A 22,458-nucleotide genomic window follows, 5' to 3' on the forward strand; every position below is an offset into this window, starting at 1 on the left:
TGTTCCCGGGTTGGGTGGATGAAGCGTGCCGCTGTGATTGCTGGCGCGTGAGCCAGGCGGGTCAACGCGCGCCGTATTTTAGTCGTGCAAGCTGTTCTGCCTCGTTCGCGAGCAGCCGCGCCGCGTCGCGGATCGCGACCTCGAGCGTGATCGGGCCAGGCGCCGGCGAGAAGCAACCCGTGAAGTGTTCCGACAGGCGCGGCAACGCGGCAGAATCGATCGCACCGGAAAGCAGGGTGGCCGGTACGCCCGCAGCCGCGGCATGCCGGCACGCGATGAACGGCGCCTTGCCATGCAGCGTCTGGACGTCCGAACGGCCTTCGCCCGTGATCAGCCAGTTGGCGCCTTCGAGCGCGGCGTCGAGGCCGATCTGCTGGGCAACGACTTCAGCGCCCGGTTGAAACTGCGCGCCCAGCATGTGAAGCGCGAAACCCAGGCCTCCCGCGGCGCCCGCACCGGCTTCATCGCGCGCCCGGCGATTGAGCGCGGGTTCGAGCAGATCGGCGAAACGGGAGAGGACCGCGTCGATAGTCGCAACCTGGTCTGGTTTCACGCCTTTTTGCGGACCGAACACAGCGGTTGCGCCATGTTCGCCGGTGAGCGGATTGTCGACGTCCGACATGCCGGTGAAGCTCGTGTCAGCGAGCCGCGCATCGAGTTGCGACGCGTCGACGCGCACGAGTTTCGCGAGTTGTTCCGGCGTGGGCTCGAGTTCCAGGCCTTGCGCATCGTACAGTTTCAACCCGAGCCCAACCAGCAGGCCCGCGCCGCCATCGTTCGTGCTGCTGCCGCCAAGCGCGACGAAGAACCTGCGCACGCCGGTATCGAGCAACGCACGGATCGCTTCGCCCATGCCGCGCGTGCTGCGCGCCTCGACGGGCACGCCCATGCCGACCGGATCGGTGATGCCGACGATTTCCGCCGTTTCGATGATTGCACTGCCGTCGGCAAGCAGGCCCGTGGCCGCCTCGCGCACCGGGCCCGCCGCACCGCGCACCGACAGCACCGAACGTTTGCCGCCATGCATGAGCATTGCGTCGAGCGTGCCTTCGCCGCCATCGGCCATCGGGCACGTACGCACGACCGCGTCTGGTCGCGCACGCTGGATGCCGGCGGCGATGGCCGCGGCGACCTGGTCGGCGCCAAGCGAGCCTTTGAAGGAATCGGGAGCAATGACGACGACAGGCGTGGACGACAGGTTCGGCATGGTGTCTCGTAAGGGTTGTTGTCGGGCGATGCGCACCGCGGCGAGCTGCGATGCGAGCGTGGACGATAGCTTAGCAGCATGGCGCCGGCCACTGAATATGTCGTATGGCATAGCGGCTATCCAGTTGCCAGTCCGCTTCGCGTGACCGGGCGCGCGTTGCCGGAAAGACACGCTGTCTGTGCGGGAAAAGCTCTGGAAAAGGCCGTAATCGGGGCCCGGCAGCCGCAAAATATGCGCGGAAAGATCGAATCCCGGCTTGACGCGCAAATAGTTTGCTAAAATATTCGGCTCTTCTGACCCAAACCGCGTTGCAGGCGCCCCGAGGGCCCGCGGCGAGATGTGCGCGATCGATGCAGGCTGTGCCCGGACCGGGCGTCAAAAGCGGCAGCGAGAGGCAGCGCGGAAAAGATAACTGATTCGCTCGAATAATTTTAGGACGATTGAAGCCATGGCTAACGTTGTTGAAAACCTCGGCAAGCTCGAACGCCGCGTAACGATTTCCCTGCCGAAAGACACCGTGCAGAAGGAAGTGGACTCGCGCATCCGCCAGCTGGCGAAAAATGTGCGCATGCCGGGCTTCCGCCCGGGCAAGGTGCCGCTCAAAATGGTGACGCAACAGTATTCGGGCCAGGTGGAAGCTGAAGTGCTGAGCGACAAGGTCGGCAAGGAGTTCTTCGACATCAGTCGCGCTGAGAACCTGCGCGTGGCCGGTCAGCCGAGCTTCGCGCCGAAGACCGACGCCGCTGAAAGCGACTACGCGTTCGACGCCACGTTCGAGATCTATCCGGAGGTGAAGCTGGGTGACGTCGCGACGGCTGAAATCGAACGCACGACGACCACCATCAGCGAAGCGGAAATCGACCGCACGCTGGATATCCTGCGCAAGCAGCGCGTCCATTACCACGCACGCGGCGAAGCTGGCGAGCATGGCGACGGCGGCGGCGACACGGCAGCGAAAGACGCTGACCGCGTGACCGTCGACTTCGTCGGCAAGATCGATGGCGAAGTGTTTGAGGGCGGCAGTGCCGACGATTTCGCGTTCGTGCTCGGCGAAGGCCGCATGCTGCCGGAATTCGAAAAGGCAGCGGCAGGCCTCAAGGTCGGCGAATCGAAGGAATTCGATCTGGCGTTCCCGGCCGACTATCACGGCAAGGACGTCGCCGGCAAAACGGCGCAGTTCACGATCACGATGAAGAAGATCGAATGGCCGCACCTGCCGGAAATCGACGCTGAATTCGCGAAGTCGCTCGGTATCGAAGACGGCGATCAGGTCAAGATGCGCGCCGAAATCAAGGACAACCTCGAGCGCGAAGCGAAGCGTCGCACGCAGGGCATCGTCAAGAACCAGGTCATGGACGCGCTCCTGAAGATCTCGGAACTCGACGTGCCGAAGGCGCTGATCGAGCAGGACCAGCAACGCCTCGTCGAAATGGCGCGTCAGGATCTGACGCAACGCGGCGTACCGAACGCAGCCGACGCACCGATCCCGGCGGAAATGTTCGCTGAGCAGGCCGAGCGCCGCGTGAAGCTCGGCCTCGTGCTGGCTGAACTGGTCAAGGCAAACGAGTTGCAGGCAAAGCCGGAACAGATCCGCGCCGAAGTCGACGAATTCGCGAAAAGCTACGAAGACCCGAAGGAAGTCGTCCGCTGGTATTATTCGAACCAGCAGCGCCTGGCGGAAATGGAAGCGTACGTCGTTGAAGCCAACGTCGTCGATTTCGTGCTCGGCAAGGCCAAAGTGACGGACAAGGAAGTGAGCTTCGAGGAACTGGCAAGCGCGACGGCGCAGGCGTAAGCGTCGTCATAACGGCGTGCCGGCTGTCGGAGCGACGGCCGCACGCCGTTTTTTTATGTCCGGCGTATCGTGCGGGCTTGAAACTGGCGTCGCCGTACTCACCTGCCTCACGAACAAGAACATTCCAGACAAGGATCCACCGCATGACCTTTCGCGCTCAATTGCTGGACACGTTAGCCTCCCACGCGCCCCGGGATCTCGAGGCGCAGGCGCTCGGGCTCGTCCCGATCGTCGTGGAAACGAGCGGACGTGGCGAGCGTTCGTACGACATCTACTCGCGTCTCCTCAAGGAGCGGGTGGTGTTCCTGGTCGGCGAAGTGAATGACCAGACGGCCAATCTCGTCGTCGCGCAGTTGCTGTTCCTCGAAAGCGAGAATCCCGACAAGGACATCAGCTTTTACATCAACAGTCCGGGCGGCTCGGTGTCGGCCGGCATGGCGATTTACGACACGATGCAGTTCATCAAGCCGGACGTGTCGACGCTGTGCATGGGTCTGGCCGCGAGCATGGGCGCGTTCCTGCTGGCAGCCGGCGCGAAGGGCAAGCGTTTCACGCTGCCGAACGCGCGCGTCATGATTCACCAGCCGCTGGGTGGCGCACGGGGACAGGCGTCGGACATCGAAATTCAGGCCCGGGAAATCCTGTACCTGAAGGAACGTCTGAACCAGCTGCTCGCGCATCACACCGGGCAGCCGGTCGAACGCATTGCGCGTGACACCGATCGCGACAATTTCATGTCGGGCGACGATGCGCAGGCTTACGGGCTCGTTGATCAGGTCCTGCACAAGCGTCCCTGATCGGGCAATGTGCCCCAAAACAGGGCAAAGGGTCGGACGACAATCCAATGAGAAGCATCTGACCCGACCCTGAGCGCCTGCGGCGAACACGCCGCCCCAGCCTTTGCGTGTCGTCCTGGGCCGACTGCGGGGCTGGAGCAAACGGCGTATTATGTAATCGAGTGTCCGGAGGCTCACACATCTATGGCGGACAAGAAAGGTTCTAACAGCGAAAAGCTGTTGTATTGCTCGTTCTGTGGCAAGAGCCAGCATGAAGTCAAAAAGCTGATTGCCGGCCCGTCGGTCTTCATCTGCGATGAATGTATCGACCTGTGCAACGAAATCATCCGCGACGAGGCCGCTGGCTCCGGTGCGGAAACGGGCCTGTCCAGGTCCGATCTGCCGAGTCCGCAGGAAATCCGCGAAATCCTCGATCAGTACGTGATCGGCCAGGAGCGCGCGAAGAAAATCCTCGCGGTCGCGGTGTACAACCACTACAAGCGCCTGAAGCATCTCGACAAGAAAGACGAAATCGAGCTGTCGAAGAGCAACATCCTGCTGATCGGCCCGACGGGCTCCGGCAAGACGCTGCTCGCGCAGACGCTCGCGCGTCTTCTGAACGTCCCGTTCGTCATTGCCGATGCAACGACGCTGACGGAAGCTGGCTATGTCGGCGAGGACGTCGAGAACATCATTCAGAAGCTGCTGCAGAACTGCAATTACGAAGTCGACAAGGCGCAGCGCGGCATTGTCTACATCGACGAAATCGACAAGATCAGCCGCAAGTCGGACAACCCGTCGATCACCCGCGATGTTTCGGGCGAAGGCGTCCAGCAGGCATTGCTGAAGCTCGTCGAAGGCACGATGGCATCGGTGCCGCCGCAAGGTGGCCGTAAGCATCCGAACCAGGACTTCATCCAGGTCGATACGACCAACATCCTGTTCATCTGCGGCGGCGCGTTCGACGGCCTCGAAAAGGTCATCGTCGATCGCACGGAAAAGACCGGCATCGGCTTCGGCGCGAGCGTCAAGAGCAAACAGGATCGCGACGCCGGCGAAGTGCTGCGCGAAGTCGAACCGGAAGATCTGATCAAGTTCGGCCTGATTCCGGAACTGATCGGCCGTCTGCCGGTGGTGGCGACGCTTGGCAAGCTCGACGAAGTCGCGCTGATGAAAATTCTCGTCGAACCGAAGAACGCGCTGATCAAGCAGTATCACAAGCTCTTCAATATGGAGCGCGTCGAACTGGAGATCCGTCCGGGGGCGCTGCAGGCTGTCGCGCGCAAGGCGATCCGCCGCAAGACAGGCGCACGGGGTCTGCGATCGATCCTGGAACAGGCCTTGCTGGACGTGATGTACGAGTTGCCGACGATGAAGGGCGTAAGCAAGGTCATCATCGACGACAACGTCATCGATGGCGACGGCAAACCGTTGTTGATCTACGAAGACGCGCCCAAGGTCGCGGGTTCGAATTGATCGGCTTTCCGGGTTCTGCAAAAAAGCCGTTCATGGCGACGTGAACGGCTTTTTCGTTTATCTTGTGGTCAGGATGGTTGTTTTATTTACTGGAGTCACTGAACTTTCGGAGTCACTGAACTTTTCCCACACGCGGAGGCCTTGCAATCTTTTTTGCTGACCTCACCTATCGAACGAACTGATTCCACTCATGGGGAAATGAAATGTCAGGAACCCAACTCCTTCCGCCGGAACGCATTACGCTCCCGCTGCTCCCGCTGCGTGACGTGGTCGTATTCCCGCACATGGTGATTCCGCTCTTCGTAGGCCGCCCGAAGTCGATCAAGGCTCTCGAAGCAGCGATGGAAGGCGGCAAGCACATCATGCTCGTCGCCCAGAAAACGGCTGCGAAAGATGAGCCGACCGAAAAGGACATGTACGAAACAGGATGTATCGCCAACATCCTGCAGATGCTGAAACTGCCCGACGGTACCGTGAAGGTGCTCGTCGAAGGTCTTCAGCGCGCGAAGACGCTTTCCATCGAAGAACAGGAAACGCAGTTTTCGTGCGAAGTCATGCCGCTCGAACCCGACCACGCCGACAGCGCTGAAACTGAAGCGCTGCGCCGCGCGATCGTGTCGCAGTTCGACCAGTACGTGAAGCTGAACAAGAAGATCCCGCCGGAGATTCTCACGTCGCTGTCTGGCATCGACGAAGCAGGGCGTCTGGCCGATACGATCGCCGCGCATCTGCCGTTGAAGCTCGACCAGAAGCAGCACATTCTCGAGATGTTCCCGGTCATCGAGCGCCTCGAGCATCTGCTCGCGCAACTCGAAGCCGAGATCGACATTCTCCAGGTCGAAAAGCGCATTCGTGGGCGCGTGAAGCGCCAGATGGAAAAGAGCCAGCGCGAGTACTACCTGAACGAGCAGGTCAAGGCGATCCAGAAGGAACTCGGCGAAGGCGAGGAAGGTGCGGATCTCGAGGAACTCGAGAAGCGCATCACCGCCGCCCGCATGCCGAAGGAAGCCAAAAAGAAGGCCGATGCCGAGCTGAAGAAGCTCAAGCTGATGTCGCCGATGTCGGCTGAAGCCACTGTCGTGCGCAACTACATCGACACGCTGATCGCGCTGCCGTGGCGCAAGAAGAGCAAGGTCAACAACGACCTTTCGAACGCCGAAACCGTGCTCGACGAAGACCACTTCGGTCTCGAGAAAGTGAAGGAACGCATTCTCGAGTATCTCGCGGTCCAGCAACGTGTCGACAAGGTGAAGGCGCCGATCCTGTGCCTCGTCGGGCCTCCGGGTGTCGGCAAGACGTCGCTCGGCCAGTCGATCGCTCGCGCGACGAACCGCAAGTTCGTGCGCATGGCGTTGGGTGGCGTGCGCGACGAAGCCGAAATTCGCGGCCACCGTCGTACGTACATTGGTTCGATGCCGGGCAAGATCCTGCAAAGTCTGACGAAAGTCGGCGTGCGCAATCCGCTTTTCCTGCTCGACGAAGTCGACAAGATGGGCCAGGATTTCCGCGGCGATCCGTCTTCGGCACTGCTGGAAGTGCTCGATCCGGAGCAGAACCATACGTTCGCCGATCACTACGTCGAAGTCGATTTCGATCTCTCGGACGTGATGTTCGTGGCGACGTCGAACTCGCTGAATATTCCGCCGCCGCTGCTCGACCGGATGGAAGTGATCCGTCTGGCGGGTTACACGGAAGACGAAAAGGTCAGTATCGCGCAACGTTATCTGCTGCCGAAGCAGAAGAAGAACAACGGCCTGAAGGAAGGCGAAGTCGAGGTGACGGAATCCGCGATCCGCGACATCATTCGTTATTACTCGCGCGAATCGGGCGTGCGTTCGCTCGAACGTGAGATTTCGAAGATCTGCCGCAAGGTCGTGAAGATGCTTCTGCTGAAGAAGGCGGAAGGCGCGGTGAAGGTCGACGGCAGCAATATCGATACCTTCCTCGGCGTGCGCAAGTACGACTTCGGTCTGGCTGCGAAGGAAAACCAGGTGGGTCAGGTGACGGGTCTCGCGTGGACGGAAGTCGGCGGCGATCTGCTGACGATCGAAGCCGCGGTCATGCCGGGCAAGGGCAATGTGATCCGCACGGGTTCGCTCGGCGATGTGATGAAGGAATCCGTCGAGGCAGCGCGCTCGGTGGTCCGCTCGCGTTCGCGCCGTCTGGGTATCAAGGACGAAGCGTTCGAGAAGCAGGACATTCACATCCACGTGCCGGAAGGCGCGACGCCGAAGGACGGTCCTTCGGCCGGTGTCGCGATGACGACCGCGCTGGTGTCGGTGCTGACCAGCATTCCGGTGCGTGCCAATGTCGCGATGACGGGCGAAATCACGTTGCGTGGCGAAGTGCTTCCGATCGGCGGCCTGAAGGAAAAGCTGCTGGCGGCGCATCGCGGCGGCATCAAGCTGGTGCTGATTCCGGAGGAAAACGTCAAGGATCTGACGGAGATTCCGGATAACGTGAAGAACGCAATCGAGATCGTGCCGGTCCGCTGGATCGACAAGGTGCTCGAACTCGCGCTCGAACGTGTGCCACAACCGTTGCCAGAAGAAGAGCCGAAGGCAGCAACGCCGGCTGTTGCAGCCGAACCGGTCAAGGATTCTGCATCGGAAGTCGTGAAGCACTGATCGATCCAGGTGGTTCCTGCAGCAGAAAAACCCGCGGCCTGGCCGCGGGTTTTTTATTACCAGCAACGTTTGCGAGCGCTGCTTTCACATCGCCGACGCGTCTTTTTCCCAACATGTGCGCAAAGCACGTACGCGTCATGCAAACTGGTTGCGCACGCATCGATCGACTGCGCAATTCCGTCATAAATTACGTGCAGAATGTGCGCCCGAATCAGGCTCAACCCCGCTTGACACAAGGGTTTCGGCCCATTCTAATTAGCTGGCCCGGTACGTTGTGCCGTGCCTGCTTATAAACCGGCGCCAAAGGCGCTATCACGATTGCCCAATAACATTCTCGGGGGCTGGAATGAACAAGACGGAATTGATCGATCACATCGCGCAACAAGCAGACATTTCGAAAGCTGCAGCGGGGCGTGCACTCGATGCTGTGATTGGCGGCGTCAAAGGGACGTTGAAGAAGGGCGGTTCTGTTACGCTGGTTGGCTTCGGTACATTTGCCGTGGGCAAGCGCACGGCTCGCACGGGTCGCAATCCGCGCACAGGCGCCGCGATCAAGATCAAGGCAGCCAAGGTGCCTAAATTTAGGCCTGGCAAAGCACTGAAGGATGCGCTAAACTAATGGGCTCGCTGACTGGGGTTCTTGTAAAAGCTACCTGATACAGTGCATCAGTCAGCGTCAGTTCGATGTGCAGCGCACGCACGAGCAGTTCACGTGAATCGCGGAACGGGTGCTTAGCTCAGTTGGTAGAGCGGCGCCCTTACAAGGCGTAGGTCGGGAGTTCGAGCCTCTCAGCACCCACCAGTTCCCGATGTCGCGGCAGCGAACGAGCAGTCAGGATGTGCAAAAGGAGTGGTAGTTCAGTCGGTTAGAATACCGGCCTGTCACGCCGGGGGTCGCGGGTTCGAGTCCCGTCCACTCCGCCAGTATCTTCGAAAGGCGAACCCCGGTTCGCCTTTTTTATTGCCCGCTGTTGTAATATCGGGCGTTCTGTTTTTGGCCGACCCTCACGCATGCTTGATTTTTTCCGCAATCACAAACGCCTGATGATGTTCATGCTCGTCCTCGTCATTGTGCCGGGGTTGGGATTTGTCGGTATCCAGGGCTTCCGCGGTTTCTTTGACGAGAGCGCGAACGTCGCGAGCGTTAACGGTCACAAGATCACGCGCGTCGAATACGACAACGCGATGCGCCAGCAGCTCGATCGCGCACGTCAGGTTCTCGGCGCACGGTTCGACATGAAGTCGTTCGATACGCCAGAACGCCGCCGCGACATGCTCGACGGCCTGATTCAGGAGCGTGTGCTCGCCGATGAAACGCAGCGCCTGCATCTGACGGCGTCTGACGACGCGGTGCGCCGCACGTTGCTGTCCGATCCTGTCATTTCTTCGCTGAAAAATGCCAACGGCACGATCGACGTCGACCGCTACAAGCAGCTGCTTGCGATGCAGGGCATGACGCCCGAGCAGTACGACGAGCGGGTACGTTACGGTCTTGCCACGCAGCAATTGCCCGCGGCCATCGAGTCGAGCGCGTTCACCTCGAAGACACTCGCACAGCGTCTCACCGATCTTGCTGAACAGCAGCGCGAAGTGCAGGGCCTGGCGTTCCGCGCACGCGATTACGCGTCGAAGGTGCAGCCCACGGACGCGCAGTTGCAGGCTTACTACGACGCGCATCGTCAGGCGTTCGCCACACCGGAAACCGCGACGATCCAGTACCTGGTGATGTCGCCGGCTGTGCTTTCCGCAACGGTGCAGCCGTCCGACGCCGACATCAAGAAGTACTACGACGACAACATTACACATTACCGCACCGACGGTGAAGTGCGCGCGAGCCACATCCTGATCGCGGTGCCGAAAGACGCGAGCGCGGCAGACCGGGCCAAGGCGAAGCAGAAAGCCGACGAAGTGCTGGCACAGGTCAAGGCGCATCCGGACCAGTTCGCGCAGATCGCGCAACAGGATTCGCAGGATCCGGGTTCGGCGTCGAAGGGCGGCGATCTGGGCTACTTCGGTCCGGGCATGATCGCAGGTGGCAAGGCATTTGATGACGCCGTGTTCAAGCTGAAGAAAGATGAAATCAGCGACATCGTGCAGACGGATTTTGGTTATCACATTGTCAAGGTGACGGACGTGAAGCCGGCCGTCACGAAGCCGCTCGACGAAGTGAAAGATTCGATCATCAAGGACCTGAAGACGCAGCAGGCTGGCAAGGCGTTTGCTGACGACTCGGAAGGCTTCACGTCGGTCGTGTACGAGCAGGCGAAGAGCCTGCAACCGGCCGCCGACAAGTACAAGCTGCAGATCCAGACCGCCACGGTCACGCCGCAGCCTGACGCGAAGCTGCCGCCCGACAGCCCGTTGAACAACACGAAGTTTCTGGCCGCGGTATTTTCGAGCGATGCGACGAAGTCGAAGAACAACACGCAGGCCATCGACGTTGGCAGTAACACGCTGATCGCGGCGCACGTGACCGACTACAAGGAAGCAACGGTGCCGGCACTCGACGTCGTCAAGGATGCCGTGCGCCAGAAGGTGATCGCGGAGCAGTCGGCGGAAATGGCACGCAAGGACGGCGCGGCGAAGCTCGCGGACCTGCAGAAGTCGAAGTCGACGCAAGGCTTCTCGTCGGCGTTGAAGGTCTCCCGCAACGACGCGCAAGGCGTGCCGCCTGCCGCGTTGAGCGCGATCTACAAGACGGATGCGCAGAAGCTGCCGGCCTATGTGGGTGTCGATCTCGGCGACGACGGTTACGCGATCTATCGCGTGAACGCCGTTGTGCCGGGCCCCACGGTTGATGCGCAACGTCTCGCCGCCGCCCAGCAGCAGATCGCGCAGGTCAATGCGCAATCGCAGGTCGAGGCATATGTCGACGCGCTGCGTGAACGTTCGAAGGTGAAATTCTTCGGCGCGCTGGATGGCTCCGCACAACAGCCGGGTGACAGTTCCGACTGACGTGGCGTGCTGCGGCGCCGGTACACGGGCGCCTCGCACCGCCAGAAAAACAAAGCCCCGCACAAGCGGGGCTTTGTTCATGAACGCGACATCGCGCGATGCAAAGCCTCACGTCATGACATGAGCGACGCTGATATTACAGGCAGGCCGTGATGTCGCTCGTGTCGCCACCGGCGCCGCCACCTGAGCGGAAACCGACCCACGAGCCCGGGCCGCTGTACGACGGACGCACAATTGCGGCCGCGCCATTGGGCGGCTGCTGACCCGGAACGTAAACATCCATGGCGGCATCGTTCGCGAGCGTATCCTGCGACACCACCTGTTGTTGCGATTTGTCAGCCCACTTCTGCGCAATACACTGGCCGACGACCTTTGGCGGCTGCTGACTTTGTCCGACGGACTGAACACCTGCCGGCGGTTGCGTTGCACAGGCAGAAAGTGCCACGGTCAAAGCGATAAGCGGTAAGTATTTCACGTTATCTCCTTCCAGAATCGCTCAATTTCGAGCCGGGTTTTCAAGGTTAGGCGATAGTGTCAGATGATCAAAGGCCTACCTCGTTCCCGCATTTTCGAAACAAGTTGTTAGCAAACCTGTCGAGACGACGGACTGCGGAGATCAGGGGGCGTGCAATAACGGCTTCAGCGTGGGCCAGACGTTGTTCAGCAACACAGGCTGCGCCTGCTGTGTGGGGTGGATCTGATCGGCCTGGAACATGTCGGGTTTGTCCTCGATTCCGGCGAGCAGAAACGGCACGAGCGGCACGTGAAACTGCTTCGACAGATCGCCATACAGGCCGTGGAACTTTTGTGTGTACTCCGGGCCGTAATTAGGAGGCACATACATGCCTACAAGTACAACCTTCGCGCGTGCCTTTTGTGATTGCTCAATAATCGTACGAAGGTTGTCTTCGGTTGTGGCGAGTGGAACGCCGCGCAGGGCATCGTTGGCGCCGAGCTCGACGATCACCACCGAGGGTTTCAGGCGTTGCATCAACGCAGGCAAACGCGCGAGTCCACCGCTCGTGGTGTCGCCGCTGATGCTTGCATTGGCAACGTTATAATCGATGCGCTCGTCGGCCAGCCGCCGGCGCATCAATGCTACCCAGCCGGTATCGCGAGGCAGGCCGTACTCGGCGGAGATGCTGTCACCCAGTACGACGATCACCGGTTTGCCGGATGCGGACGCGGCGGCGCGGGTTGCCGTGCTGGCGGCATCGGCTGCGTGCGGCACGATCGCCATCCACGCAGCGGCGCAGATCGATGCGCCCAGCGCCACCATGCGCACTTTCAACCTGTGCTTCACCATGCAAAATAAAACTGATCCAGTCATTGATGTGCGGGGTTTGAGCAAGCGGGTTAGGGATGCAACGGGCGAACTGACGATTCTCGATCATATCGATCTTTCGATCGAGCCGGGCAGCAGCGTGGCGATCGTCGGCGCGTCCGGGTCGGGAAAGTCCACGTTGCTGGGCCTGCTGGCGGGATTGGACAGCGCGAGCGCCGGCTCGGTTCGCCTGCTCGGACGTGAGCTCTCCGAGCTCAATGAAGACGGACGTGCCGCGTTAAGGAGCGGCTCGGTGGGCTTCGTGTTCCAGTCGTTCCAGTTGATGCCGCATCTGACCGCCCTCGAAAACGTGACGCTGCCGCTCGAGCTGCAAGGTGGCATCTCGACGCGCGATGCCGCAACGCGGGCGCGCGCGCTGCTCGATCAGGTTGGACTTGGCAAACGGACGGGACATTATCCGAAGCTGCTTTCGGGCGGCGAGCAGCAACGCGTGGCACTCGCGCGCGCGTTCGTCACGCATCCGGCGATTCTTTTCGCCGATGAGCCGACAGGTAGCCTCGATGCCGCGACCGGCCATGCCGTGATCGACCTGATGTTCGAGATGAACCGCGCGAACGGCGCGACGCTCGTGCTCGTGACGCACGATATCGAACTCGCGCGGCGCTGCGACAGAACGGTGACGATAGAAGCAGGGCGTCTGGTCATCTGATCCTCGCGGGAAGTTGCATCTCACGCAAAGCAAAAAAACGGACGCCGCAGCGTCCGTTTTTTTGCCCATCGCGTGTTACGTCGAATCAGCGCTTCAATGCGGCCCGCGCGCGGTCGATCAGCGCGGACGTCGACGAATCGTGCTTCTTTTCATCGACGGAGGCCCCCGTCAAATCCGCCTCGACGACCTTGCCGAGAATCTTGCCGAGCTCGACACCCCACTGGTCGAACGGGTTGATGTTCCACACCGACGCCTGCACCAGCACCTTGTGTTCGTACATCGCGATCAGCGCGCCGAGCGAGCGCGCGGTCAATGCGTCGACGAGCAGTGTCGTGGTCGGGCGGTTGCCGGGGAACATCAGATGCGGCGCGAGTTCCGGCTTGTCCGGGCCCGCCACTTTCTTCGCTTCTTCGAGCGTGCGTCCGAGCATCAGCGCCTCGCTTTGGGCGAAGCAGTTCGCGAGCAGCTTCGGATGATGACCGGCAAGCGGATGTTCCGGCGTGAGTACCGCGACGAAATCGATCGGCACGATCGTCGGCCCCTGATGCAGCATCTGGAAGAACGCGTGTTGCCCGTTCGTGCCCGGTTCGCCCCACGTGACCGCGGCCGTCGGGTAATCGACGATCGCGCCGTCGAGCCGGGCCGATTTGCCGTTGCTCTCCATTTCCAGCTGCTGCAGGTATGAAGGCAGGAAATGCAGCGCTTCCGAATACGGCGCGACGAGATAACTCTGCGAGCCGAAGAAGTTGCGATACCAGATGCCGATCATGCCGAGCAGCACGGGCAAATTGCGTTCGAGCGGTGCATCGCGGAAATGCTGGTCCATCTCGTTCGCGCCCGCGAGCAGTTCCGCGAAGTGCGCCGGACCGACCGAAATCATGATCGACAGACCGCACGCCGACCACAGCGAATAGCGCCCGCCAACCCAGTCCCACATCTCGAAGACGTTTTCCTTCGCGATGCCGAATTTCACGACTTCAGCCGGATTCGCCGACACGCCGACGAAGTGCTTCGCGAGCGCGCTTTCCGGGCAGCCGCTCTTCACGAACCAGTCGCGCATCGAATGCGCGTTGGTCATCGTTTCGAGCGTGGTGAAGGTCTTCGATACGACGATCGCGAGCGTCTCTTCCGGGTCGATCTGCTCCAGCACGCGGTACATGTCCGCACCGTCGACGTTCGACACGAAGAACGACTTGATATCGGGCGACGCGAGATGATGCAGTGCATGCACGACCATCTTCGGTCCGAGATCCGAGCCGCCGATGCCGATGTTCACCACATAGCGGATGCGCTTGCCGGTGTATCCGGTCCACGCGCCGCTGCGCACCTGGTCGGCGAACGCAGCCATTCTGGCCAGCTCGGCCTTGACCTGCGCGTTGAACGGCGCTTTCGGATCGGTGGCGCGCAGCGCCGTGTGCAAGGCCGGGCGCCCTTCGGTCGGGTTCACGATTTCGCCGGCGAACATCGCGTCGCGGCGCTTTTCGACGCCCGCTTCGCGCGCCAGTTGAACCAGCAGGCGCAGCGTTTCGTCGGTGATGCGGTTCTTCGAAAAATCAGCCGCGAGACCGCCGCCCGACAGCGTGAAACGTTCGGCGCGGGTCGGCGCGGGATCGTTCCGGGGGGCGAACCAGTCGCGCAGGTGCGCGTCGCGGATCTGTTCGTAATGCGCTTGCAGCGCGGACGAGGCGGGGAGCGGATTCGATGGCATATAAACTGTCCGTCTGGCGAAATGACACGAATGGATGGCGGCATGCTGCATGTGCCGCCAGCGATGAAGTTCGGGAGCGTCGCTGCGCCGTCAGATGCCGTGCGCTGTTCAATGCGTGCTGGATGCTTCCGGCGTTTCGGGCGCCGCCATGCAGTCAGGTAGTTGACCGGCGTAGCGATGCACCCAGTCGATCAGTATAGCGGCGTTGGATGACGGCGCGCATCCCTGTGCACGTATCGCAGATGATGGGAGCAGTTGGCGAGGGCGCTGTGGTTCGCGCCGGATACAGGCGCTGAGAGCAGACCAGGGCGGCCACAAGGGTTATGCACGCGGGTTGTACACGCGCGGCTCACCGGACCGGTCGAAAGCCGCACACGCACCCGCTTCACGCGCGCAGCGGATAGAACAGGCGATTGAGCAGCGTGCGCACCATTGGCGCCAGTTCGCCGGCGCTCAGACCGGCAGGGCCGTTACCCTGCGCGGTGAGCGTATCGGCCGCGCGGCCGTGCAGATACACGCCCGCCAGCGCCGCTTCATACCCCGGCAGGCGCTGCGCGAGAAACGCGCCGATGATGCCGCCAAGCACGTCGCCCGTGCCGCCTGTCGCGAGTGCGGCGTTGCCGGTCGGATTGATCGCGACGCGGCCATCCGGCGCGGCGACGATCGTGCCGCTTCCTTTCAGCACGACGACACTCGCATAACGCGCCGCCAGCGACCGCGCGGCGGCCAGCCGGTCCGCTTGCACCGTGCGCGCGTCGGTGTCGAGCAGGCGCGCGGCTTCGAGCGGATGCGGGGTCAGCACGCACACGTGGCCGTTTTGCGCGCCACGCGCGTGGAGCGCGGCGGCGAGTTCGTCGTCCATCGAAATGAGGTTGAGCGCGTCCGCATCGAGCAGGATCGGGCCGGCGAATTCAAGCACGTCGTGCAGCGTGACCGAAGCCCGGTCGCGCCGGCCCATGCCGCAACCGATCGCGAGCGCATCCATCGTATCGAGCGCGAGATTGTCGACGCCGTTCAGCATCAGTTCGGGGTGGGGCGCATCGTAGGCAGGCGCGCCGCTGCCGATGAACCCGATGTGTACCTTGCCCGCCCCCGCGTAGAGCGCGGCACGTGCCGCGAGAATCGGGGCGCCGCACATGCCCGTATCGCCACCGATCACCGCAAGACTGCCGAACGTCCCCTTGTGCACCGCGAAATCGCGCGGTGGCAGGGATGAACCGAACAGCGACGGCGCGTTCAGATGCACCTGGGTATGCGCCGCCGCGCCTTCGACGCCGATCGGCGCGACCGTCACCGAGCCCGCGAGATCACGCCCCGACGCCGTGAACAACCCCGGCTTCGCGCCGATGAACGTCACCGTGTGGGTCGCGCGCACGGCCGCGCCGGAACCGACGGCATTGCCGGTATCGCTGTCGAGGCCGCTCGGCACATCGAGCGCGAGCACGTGCCCCTTGCTGTGCGCACGTTCCGACAGCGTCCGGGCGAGTTCGGCGAAGACGCCTTCGAGCGGCCGCACGAGTCCGATGCCGAACATGCCGTCGACCAGCCAGCCGTAGCGATCGAACGAAGCTGGCGGTGCCGTCGCGATCGGCACGCCTGCCGCACGGGCGGCTTCGAGCGCCCAGCGGGCGTCGTCGGGCTTGACCCCGACCGGCATGCAGACGTCGACCGTGAGGCCTGCTCGGTGCAGTTCCGTCGCCATCACGAGCGCGTCGCCGCCGTTGTTTCCCGGGCCCGCGACCAGCCAGACCGGATGGTCGGCGTAGTCGAACGATTCATGGGCGTTCTGGTCGAGCAGGAAGCGGGCTGCGGCAGCACCTGCGCGGGCCATCAACGTATGCCCGGGGAGTGGCGCGGCGGCCTCCTTTTCGAGCGAGCGCAGCGCTTCGACCGAAAGGAGCGGCAGCGGACGATCGTACGGATCGACGAGCGTGGCGGAGTGGGAGGGGCTGGCGGAGGCGGGCGGCGTAGTGTCGGTCATGGCGCAGGCAGGACGAAGACAAACGGAAAAGGTGCGTGCCGGTTCGAGCGCGATCGGGCGAGGCCTGCCGGCCCGGGACTGCTCGACGGCGGGCCAGCGCAGCCGCTGTAACTGCGGCGCGTCGAACGCATGCCCGCTACCGTCTTACTGTACGAGAGGCCTGCCTGGCAGAGCAACGCGGAACAAGCCCGACCGCGCCGCGCCAGACGAACCTCAATCCCGAAACCGTTCCGGCCGCAGTGCTGCAAGCGTATCGGGCGGCACATCGGGCGCCGCACCGGCGAAGAGATCAGCGATCACTTTAGCAGACCCGCACGCCATTCCCCAACCGGACGGTCCGTGCCCCGCGTTCACGAAAAGCCGCGGATGCAACGCGTTGCCGACCAGCGGCAAGCCATCCGGCGACAGCAGCTTCAGGCCTTCCCACGGCAGCGCCGCCGAGATCTTCGCGGCGCCCGGAATCCAGTCGTGCGTGGCCTGGCCGAGCAACGCGAGGGCTTCGCTGGTGAGCGCCTCGCCCAGCGGCTTGTCGACGAGGTTCGCCGGCTGTACCACCGCACCGCCGGCGATGCGCAGACGATGGTTCATGCGCGTGATCGTGATGCGTTTGACTGCATCGATCACGGTCATATGAGGCACGCACTCTTCGTGCGCGACTGGTGCTGCGAGCGTATGCATGCGCAGCGGATGCAGCGGCAGACGCAGGCCGAGCCGGTCGAGCAGCGGCAGGCTGCCGACGCCCGCCGCGACGACGATCGCGTCGCCCGCGATCACGTCGACTTCGCGCGAACGCGACGATTCGCCCGTGCGCGGCGCCAGTTCGACAGCGGCACGCTGGTTGTCGACGCGGATCGCGGTCACTTCGCGGCCGGTCTGGAACGTCACGCCGCCTTGCTCGTCGAGGTGCTGCTTCACGAGCTTGGCGAAGAGCGGACAGTTCGCGGTGCGTTCCGCTTCGAAGTACACGCCGCCTGCGAAATCGGGGTCGGTCGGCACCGAATGTTCGAGCGCGGCGCATTCGGCCGCGGAGAGCACGTGATGCGGGACTTCATGGCGGCGCAGCAGGTCGAGCGCCGGCTGGGTCAATTCCCATTCGTGGGCGGAGCGCACCACGTGAAGCACGCCGCTGCGCTGCTCGAACTCGAGGCCAAAATGCGCTTCGATATCGGCGAGCGTATCGCGCGACAGCTCGATCAGCGGGCGCAGGCGGCCCATCTGCGCTTCGAACGCGGTGGGCTCCTGCAAGGCGGCGAGGCGCTTCAGGAAATCGCGGGCACCCGCATTGAAACCGGTCTTCGTCACCACACCGCTTTTCGCGGCGCGCCGGTTTTCCATGAAGGTCGGGCCGAACCAGACGTCGAGCGCGGTGGGCAGCACGGTGCCGCTGTGGCCGTAGGTTGCGCCCTGGGCGACCGTCGCATGCCGTTCGACGACGCACACACGATGACCGGCCGCGCGCAGCTGGTAAGCGGTGGCGACGCCGGTGATTCCACCGCCAATAACAATGACATCCATGATTGTTTCGATTTGCGGGCAGGACGCGAGTGACCGGGCGAGCCCGTGTGCGTGACGTGCGGCGCGGGTGGGGGAACCTGCCGCGCCAGTCAGTGGAAAGGGCGAATGATAGCAGCCAAACGGGCCCGCCCGCCATGCTGTCCGCTGCGGCGCCATGCGATGCCGGGCCGCGCCGGACGTTGCTGCCAGAAGGTTAGTCGCGCCACGTAGGGCGGGTCTGACGGGCCGTCCCGAGGTATAATCTCCGACTTCCTTTCGCCTCCCGTCGCCTGCACGCGCGACTGATCGACGCAACGTCAAGTCCATGGCCCACTTCTCGTGTTTCCCCGGCGCTTCGGCCCTCTCCGATTTCCGTCAAACCCGCCTGCTCGATACGCTGATCCGCATCGACGCCAATATCACCGGCGTACGCGGGCAATTCCTGCATTTCGTCAACGCATCGACACCGCTTTCGGCCGATGACAGCGCGAAGATCGAGGCGTTGATGCATTACGGCGAACCGTTCGACGCAGTGAAAGAGCGCGGCACGACCGAAACCGTCCTCGTGGTGCCGCGCTTCGGCACGGTGTCGCCGTGGGCGAGCAAGGCCACCGACATCGCGCTGCATTGCGGCCTGTCGAACGTGCGCCGCATCGAACGCGGTATCGAATACACGGTGATCCTGAAGTCGGGCCTGCTGGGCGGCAAGAAAGCGCTCTCCGACGAGGCGCGCGCCGCCGTCGTCGCCGCGCTGCACGACCGCATGACCGAAAGCGTCGCACCGTCGCGCGATCACGCGATGCATCTGTTCGACGAACTGCCGGCGAAGCCGCTGCAAACCGTCGACATCCTGAAAGAAGGCCGCACGGCGCTGGAGGCCGCGAACACGGAACTGGGCCTCGCGCTCGCGGACGATGAAATCGACTATCTCGTCGATGCGTTCAGCAAGCTCGACCGCAATCCGACCGACGTCGAACTGATGATGTTCGCGCAGGCGAACAGCGAGCACTGCCGGCACAAGATTTTCAACGCCGACTGGACGATCGACGGCAAGCGTCAGGACATCTCGCTCTTCAACATGATCCGCAATACGGAGAAGTTGAACCCGCAGGGCACGATCGTCGCGTATTCGGACAACTCGTCGATCATGGCGGGCGGCATGGCGGAACGCTGGTTCCCGCGCAAGCCGGGTCCCTCGGGCGACATGGCCGAACACTACGGCCGTCACACCGAACTCACGCACACGCTGATGAAGGTGGAAACGCACAACCACCCGACCGCGATCTCACCGTTCCCCGGCGCCGCGACGGGCGCGGGCGGCGAAATCCGCGACGAGGGCGCAACGGGTCGCGGCGCGCGTCCGAAGGCGGGTCTCGCGGGCTTCACCGTGTCGAACCTCGATCTGCCTGACGCGCGCGAAACGTGGGAAAACGCCCGCGACGCCGCGCAGCCCGTCGCGCATCGCAACGAGGCCGATACGCAGGAAGCGTACGGCCGTCCGGACCGCATCGCTGCGCCGCTGCAGATCATGATCGACGGCCCGCTCGGCGGCGCCGCGTTCAACAACGAATTCGGCCGGCCGAATCTGGGCGGCTATTTCCGCGTGTACGAGCAGAACGTCGCGGGCCGCGTGCGCGGCTATCACAAGCCCATCATGATCGCGGGCGGCATCGGCAATATCTCGGACCAGCACACGCACAAGCACGACCTGCCGGAAGGCTCGCTGCTGATCCAGATCGGCGGCCCGGGCATGCGTATCGGCATGGGCGGCGGAGCCGCCAGTTCGATGGCGACCGGCACGAACACGGCCGAACTCGATTTCGATTCCGTGCAGCGCGGCAACCCGGAAATCGAGCGGCGCGCGCAGGAAGTCATCAATGGCTGCTGGCAGCTCGGCGAGAACAACCCGATTCTGAGCATTCACGATGTCGGCGCGGGCGGCCTGTCGAACGCGTTCCCGGAACTCGTCGATGGCGCGGATAAAGGCGCGCGCTTCGAGTTGCGCAAGGTCCAGCTGGAAGAGAGCGGCCTGTCGCCGCGCGAAATCTGGTCGAACGAGGCGCAGGAGCGCTACGTGCTGGCGATCGCGCCGGCCGATCTGCCGATGTTCGAGGCGATCTGCGAACGCGAGCGCTGCCCGTTCGCGGTGATCGGCGTGGCAACCGCCGAGCGCCAGCTGCAACTTGTCGACACGGACAAACACAACGCCGACGCGCACGAACCCGTCGACATGCCGATGGAAGTGCTGCTCGGCAAGCCGCCGCGCATGCATCGCGACGTGAAGCGCGAAACGGTCGCATTGCAGCCGGTCGACGTCACGCACGTGAATCTGTCGGAAGTCGCCGTGAGCGTGCTGCGTCATCCGACGGTCGCGAGCAAGTCGTTCCTCATCACGATCGGCGACCGTTCGGTGGGCGGTACGAGCGTGCGTGACCAGATGGTTGGTCCGTGGCAGGTGCCGGTCGCCGACTGTGCGATCACCGCGGCGGATTATGCCGGTTTCCGCGGCGAAGCGATGACGATGGCCGAGCGCACGCCGCTCGCCGTCATCGATGCGCCGGCGTCGGGCCGCATGGCCGTCGGCGAAGCAGTGACGAACATTGCGTCGGCGCCGATTGCATCGCTGGATAAACTGAAGCTGTCGGCGAACTGGATGGCCGCGTGCGGCAGCCCGGGCGAAGACGCGGCGCTCTACGACACGGTCAAGGCGATCGGCATGGAACTGTGCCCGGCGCTTGGCATCGGCATTCCGGTCGGCAAGGATTCGCTGTCGATGCGCACGAAGTGGGAAGACCGCGGCGTCGCGAAGGAAGTGGTCGCGCCGGTCTCGCTGATCATCTCGGCGTTCGCGCCGGTCGAGGACGTGCGGCGGCATCTCACGCCGCAACTGCGTCGCGTGAGCGAAGTGGGCGACACGGTGCTGATCGCGATCGACCTCGGCCGCGGCAAGAACCGCCTCGGCGCGAGCATTCTGGCGCAGGTGACGCAGCAGGTCGGCGACACGGTGCCGGACGTCGACGATCCCGAAGACCTCAAGCGCTTCTTCAACGCAATCCAGTCGCTCAGCGCTGACGGCAAGCTGCTCGCGTATCACGACCGCTCCGACGGCGGCTTGTGGGCGACGGTGGCGGAAATGGCGTTTGCGGGTCACGTGGGCGTGTCGCTGAACGTCGACATGCTGGTGCTCGACCCGAACCACGAATTTGACTACGGCGACGCGAAAGACTGGGCGAAGCAGACGAGCGGCCGTCGCGACGACCGCACGATTCGCGCGCTTTTCAGCGAGGAACTCGGCGCAGTGGTCCAGGTGCGCGCGGCGGACCGCGATACGGTACTGGGCGCGCTGCGCGAACATGGCCTGTCGGCGTGCTCGCACGTGATCGGCAAACCGAACGAGCGCGACACGCTCGAAGTCTGGCGCGACGCGAAGAAGATCTACGAAGCGCCGCGTACCGAGCTGCATCGTGCGTGGGACGAAGTCAGCTGGCGTATCTCGCGTCTGCGCGACAACCCCGCCTGCGCGGATGCCGAACACGACACATTGCTCGATGCAGCCGATCCGGGCATCACGCCGCATCTGAGCTTCGATCCGGCGGAAGATGTCGCCGCGCCGTTTATCTCCAGGGGCGCGCGTCCGCGTGTCGCGATCCTGCGCGAGCAGGGTGTGAACTCGCACCTCGAAACCGCCTACGCGTTCGATCGCGCCGGATTCGATGCGTACGACGTCCACATGAGCGACCTGCTGTCCGGCCGCGCGACGCTGGCCGACTTCGCGGGCGCGGTGGCATGCGGCGGTTTCTCGTACGGCGACGTGCTGGGTGCGGGCGAAGGCTGGGCGAAGACGATCCGCTTCAATCCGCAGCTCGCCGACATGTTCGCGACGTTCTTCAGCCGCGCCGATACTTTCGCGCTCGGTATCTGCAACGGCTGCCAGATGATGAGCAGTCTCGCGTCGATGATCCCGGGCGCCGAAGCCTGGCCGAAGTTCACGCGCAACAAGTCGGAGAAATTCGAAGCCCGTTTCTCGATGGTCGAAGTGCAGCCGTCGCCGTCGATTTTCTTCGACGGCATGGAAGGCTCGCGCATTCCGGTCGCGGTCGCGCACGGCGAAGGTTTCGCGGACTTCTCGCAGCAGGGGGACGCGTCGCGTGCGGCAGTAGCGATGCGTTACGTCGACAACCGCGGCGAGGCGACGGAGCAGTACCCGTTCAACCCGAACGGCTCGCAGCAGGGCATCACGTCGGTGACGACGGCCGATGGCCGCTTCACGGTGCTGATGCCGCATATGGAACGCGTGCATCGCACGGTGACGATGAGCTGGCATCCGGAAGGCTGGGGCGAGGCCAGCCCCTGGATGCGCGTGTTCCAGAACGCGCGCCGCCGGCTGGGCTGATTATTCGCGCTGAGCGATGAACCGGGCGCCGTAGCAGGTAGGTGCCCGGTTC

General features: G+C 63.2%; 14 protein-coding genes and 2 tRNA genes. 10 read left to right on the forward strand and 6 right to left on the reverse strand.

What is annotated here, in order from left to right; genetic code table 11:
* Positions 1-61: 61 nt before the first annotated feature.
* The gene (locus LPA37_RS21830; RefSeq protein ID WP_228974342.1) at positions 62-1,207 is read right to left on the reverse strand and encodes a glycerate kinase; all 1,146 of its coding nucleotides are present in this window, start codon (positions 1,205-1,207) and stop codon (positions 62-64) included.
* Positions 1,208-1,655: 448 nt separating this feature from the next.
* Between LPA37_RS21830 and tig the strand changes: the two genes are divergently transcribed.
* The 8 genes from tig (at position 1,656) to LPA37_RS21870 (ending at position 10,836) form a co-directional block, all read left to right on the forward strand.
* Complete coding sequence (tig, locus tag LPA37_RS21835) at positions 1,656-3,002, forward strand: trigger factor (protein WP_228974340.1); 1,347 nt, start codon at positions 1,656-1,658, stop codon at positions 3,000-3,002.
* 143 nt (positions 3,003-3,145) lie between these two features.
* A complete protein-coding gene (clpP, locus tag LPA37_RS21840) occupies positions 3,146-3,799 on the forward strand; it encodes an ATP-dependent Clp endopeptidase proteolytic subunit ClpP (RefSeq protein ID WP_090533095.1) in 654 nt (217 codons plus the stop codon).
* 183 nt (positions 3,800-3,982) lie between these two features.
* Positions 3,983-5,254 carry an ATP-dependent Clp protease ATP-binding subunit ClpX gene (gene clpX / locus LPA37_RS21845; protein WP_228974337.1) on the forward strand — a complete coding sequence of 424 codons (1,272 nt, stop codon included), beginning with the start codon at positions 3,983-3,985 and terminating at the stop codon, positions 5,252-5,254.
* A 203-nt stretch (positions 5,255-5,457) separates the two neighbouring features.
* Complete coding sequence (gene lon / locus LPA37_RS21850) at positions 5,458-7,881, forward strand: endopeptidase La (RefSeq protein WP_228974336.1); 2,424 nt, start codon at positions 5,458-5,460, stop codon at positions 7,879-7,881.
* A gap of 346 nt (positions 7,882-8,227) precedes the next feature.
* Positions 8,228-8,500, forward strand: a complete 273-nt coding sequence (locus LPA37_RS21855; protein WP_007585907.1) for an HU family DNA-binding protein — start codon at positions 8,228-8,230, stop codon at positions 8,498-8,500.
* A 107-nt stretch (positions 8,501-8,607) separates the two neighbouring features.
* Positions 8,608-8,683, forward strand: a tRNA-Val gene (locus tag LPA37_RS21860).
* A 45-nt stretch (positions 8,684-8,728) separates the two neighbouring features.
* Positions 8,729-8,805, forward strand: a tRNA-Asp gene (locus tag LPA37_RS21865).
* Positions 8,806-8,892: 87 nt separating this feature from the next.
* On the forward strand, positions 8,893-10,836 hold the full coding sequence (locus LPA37_RS21870; protein WP_228974333.1) for a SurA N-terminal domain-containing protein: 1,944 nt from the start codon (positions 8,893-8,895) through the stop codon (positions 10,834-10,836).
* Positions 10,837-10,972: 136 nt separating this feature from the next.
* Here LPA37_RS21870 and LPA37_RS21875 read toward each other — a convergent pair whose 3' ends face one another.
* Together LPA37_RS21875 and LPA37_RS21880 are read right to left on the reverse strand one after the other, a co-directional pair.
* Positions 10,973-11,311: a hypothetical protein gene (locus tag LPA37_RS21875; protein ID WP_228974331.1), complete on the reverse strand. Its 339-nt coding sequence runs from the start codon at positions 11,309-11,311 to the stop codon at positions 10,973-10,975.
* Between the two features lie 141 nt (positions 11,312-11,452).
* A complete protein-coding gene (locus tag LPA37_RS21880) occupies positions 11,453-12,076 on the reverse strand; it encodes an arylesterase (protein WP_229013712.1) in 624 nt (207 codons plus the stop codon).
* Positions 12,077-12,140: 64 nt separating this feature from the next.
* Between LPA37_RS21880 and LPA37_RS21885 the strand changes: the two genes are divergently transcribed.
* Complete coding sequence (locus LPA37_RS21885) at positions 12,141-12,830, forward strand: ABC transporter ATP-binding protein (protein WP_228974329.1); 690 nt, start codon at positions 12,141-12,143, stop codon at positions 12,828-12,830.
* 85 nt (positions 12,831-12,915) lie between these two features.
* On the opposite strand, the gene pgi is transcribed toward LPA37_RS21885, so the two are convergent.
* The 3 genes from pgi to LPA37_RS21900 all read right to left on the reverse strand — a co-directional run bounded on the left by pgi (position 12,916) and on the right by LPA37_RS21900 (position 18,034).
* Positions 12,916-14,538, reverse strand: a complete 1,623-nt coding sequence (gene pgi / locus LPA37_RS21890) for a glucose-6-phosphate isomerase (protein WP_228974326.1) — start codon at positions 14,536-14,538, stop codon at positions 12,916-12,918.
* A gap of 385 nt (positions 14,539-14,923) precedes the next feature.
* A complete protein-coding gene (locus tag LPA37_RS21895; protein ID WP_228974323.1) occupies positions 14,924-16,519 on the reverse strand; it encodes an NAD(P)H-hydrate dehydratase in 1,596 nt (531 codons plus the stop codon).
* A gap of 213 nt (positions 16,520-16,732) precedes the next feature.
* On the reverse strand, positions 16,733-18,034 hold the full coding sequence (locus LPA37_RS21900; RefSeq protein WP_229013698.1) for an FAD-dependent oxidoreductase: 1,302 nt from the start codon (positions 18,032-18,034) through the stop codon (positions 16,733-16,735).
* 304 nt (positions 18,035-18,338) lie between these two features.
* On the opposite strand from LPA37_RS21900, the gene purL reads away from it, so the two are divergent.
* Positions 18,339-22,406 (forward strand): phosphoribosylformylglycinamidine synthase, encoded by a 4,068-nt coding sequence (gene purL / locus LPA37_RS21905; RefSeq protein WP_229013699.1) that lies wholly within the window; start codon positions 18,339-18,341, stop codon positions 22,404-22,406.
* The last annotated feature ends 52 nt before the right edge of the window (positions 22,407-22,458 follow it).

The organism is Paraburkholderia gardini (genome assembly GCF_907164545.1).
Taxonomy (GTDB): domain Bacteria; phylum Pseudomonadota; class Gammaproteobacteria; order Burkholderiales; family Burkholderiaceae; genus Paraburkholderia; species Paraburkholderia gardini.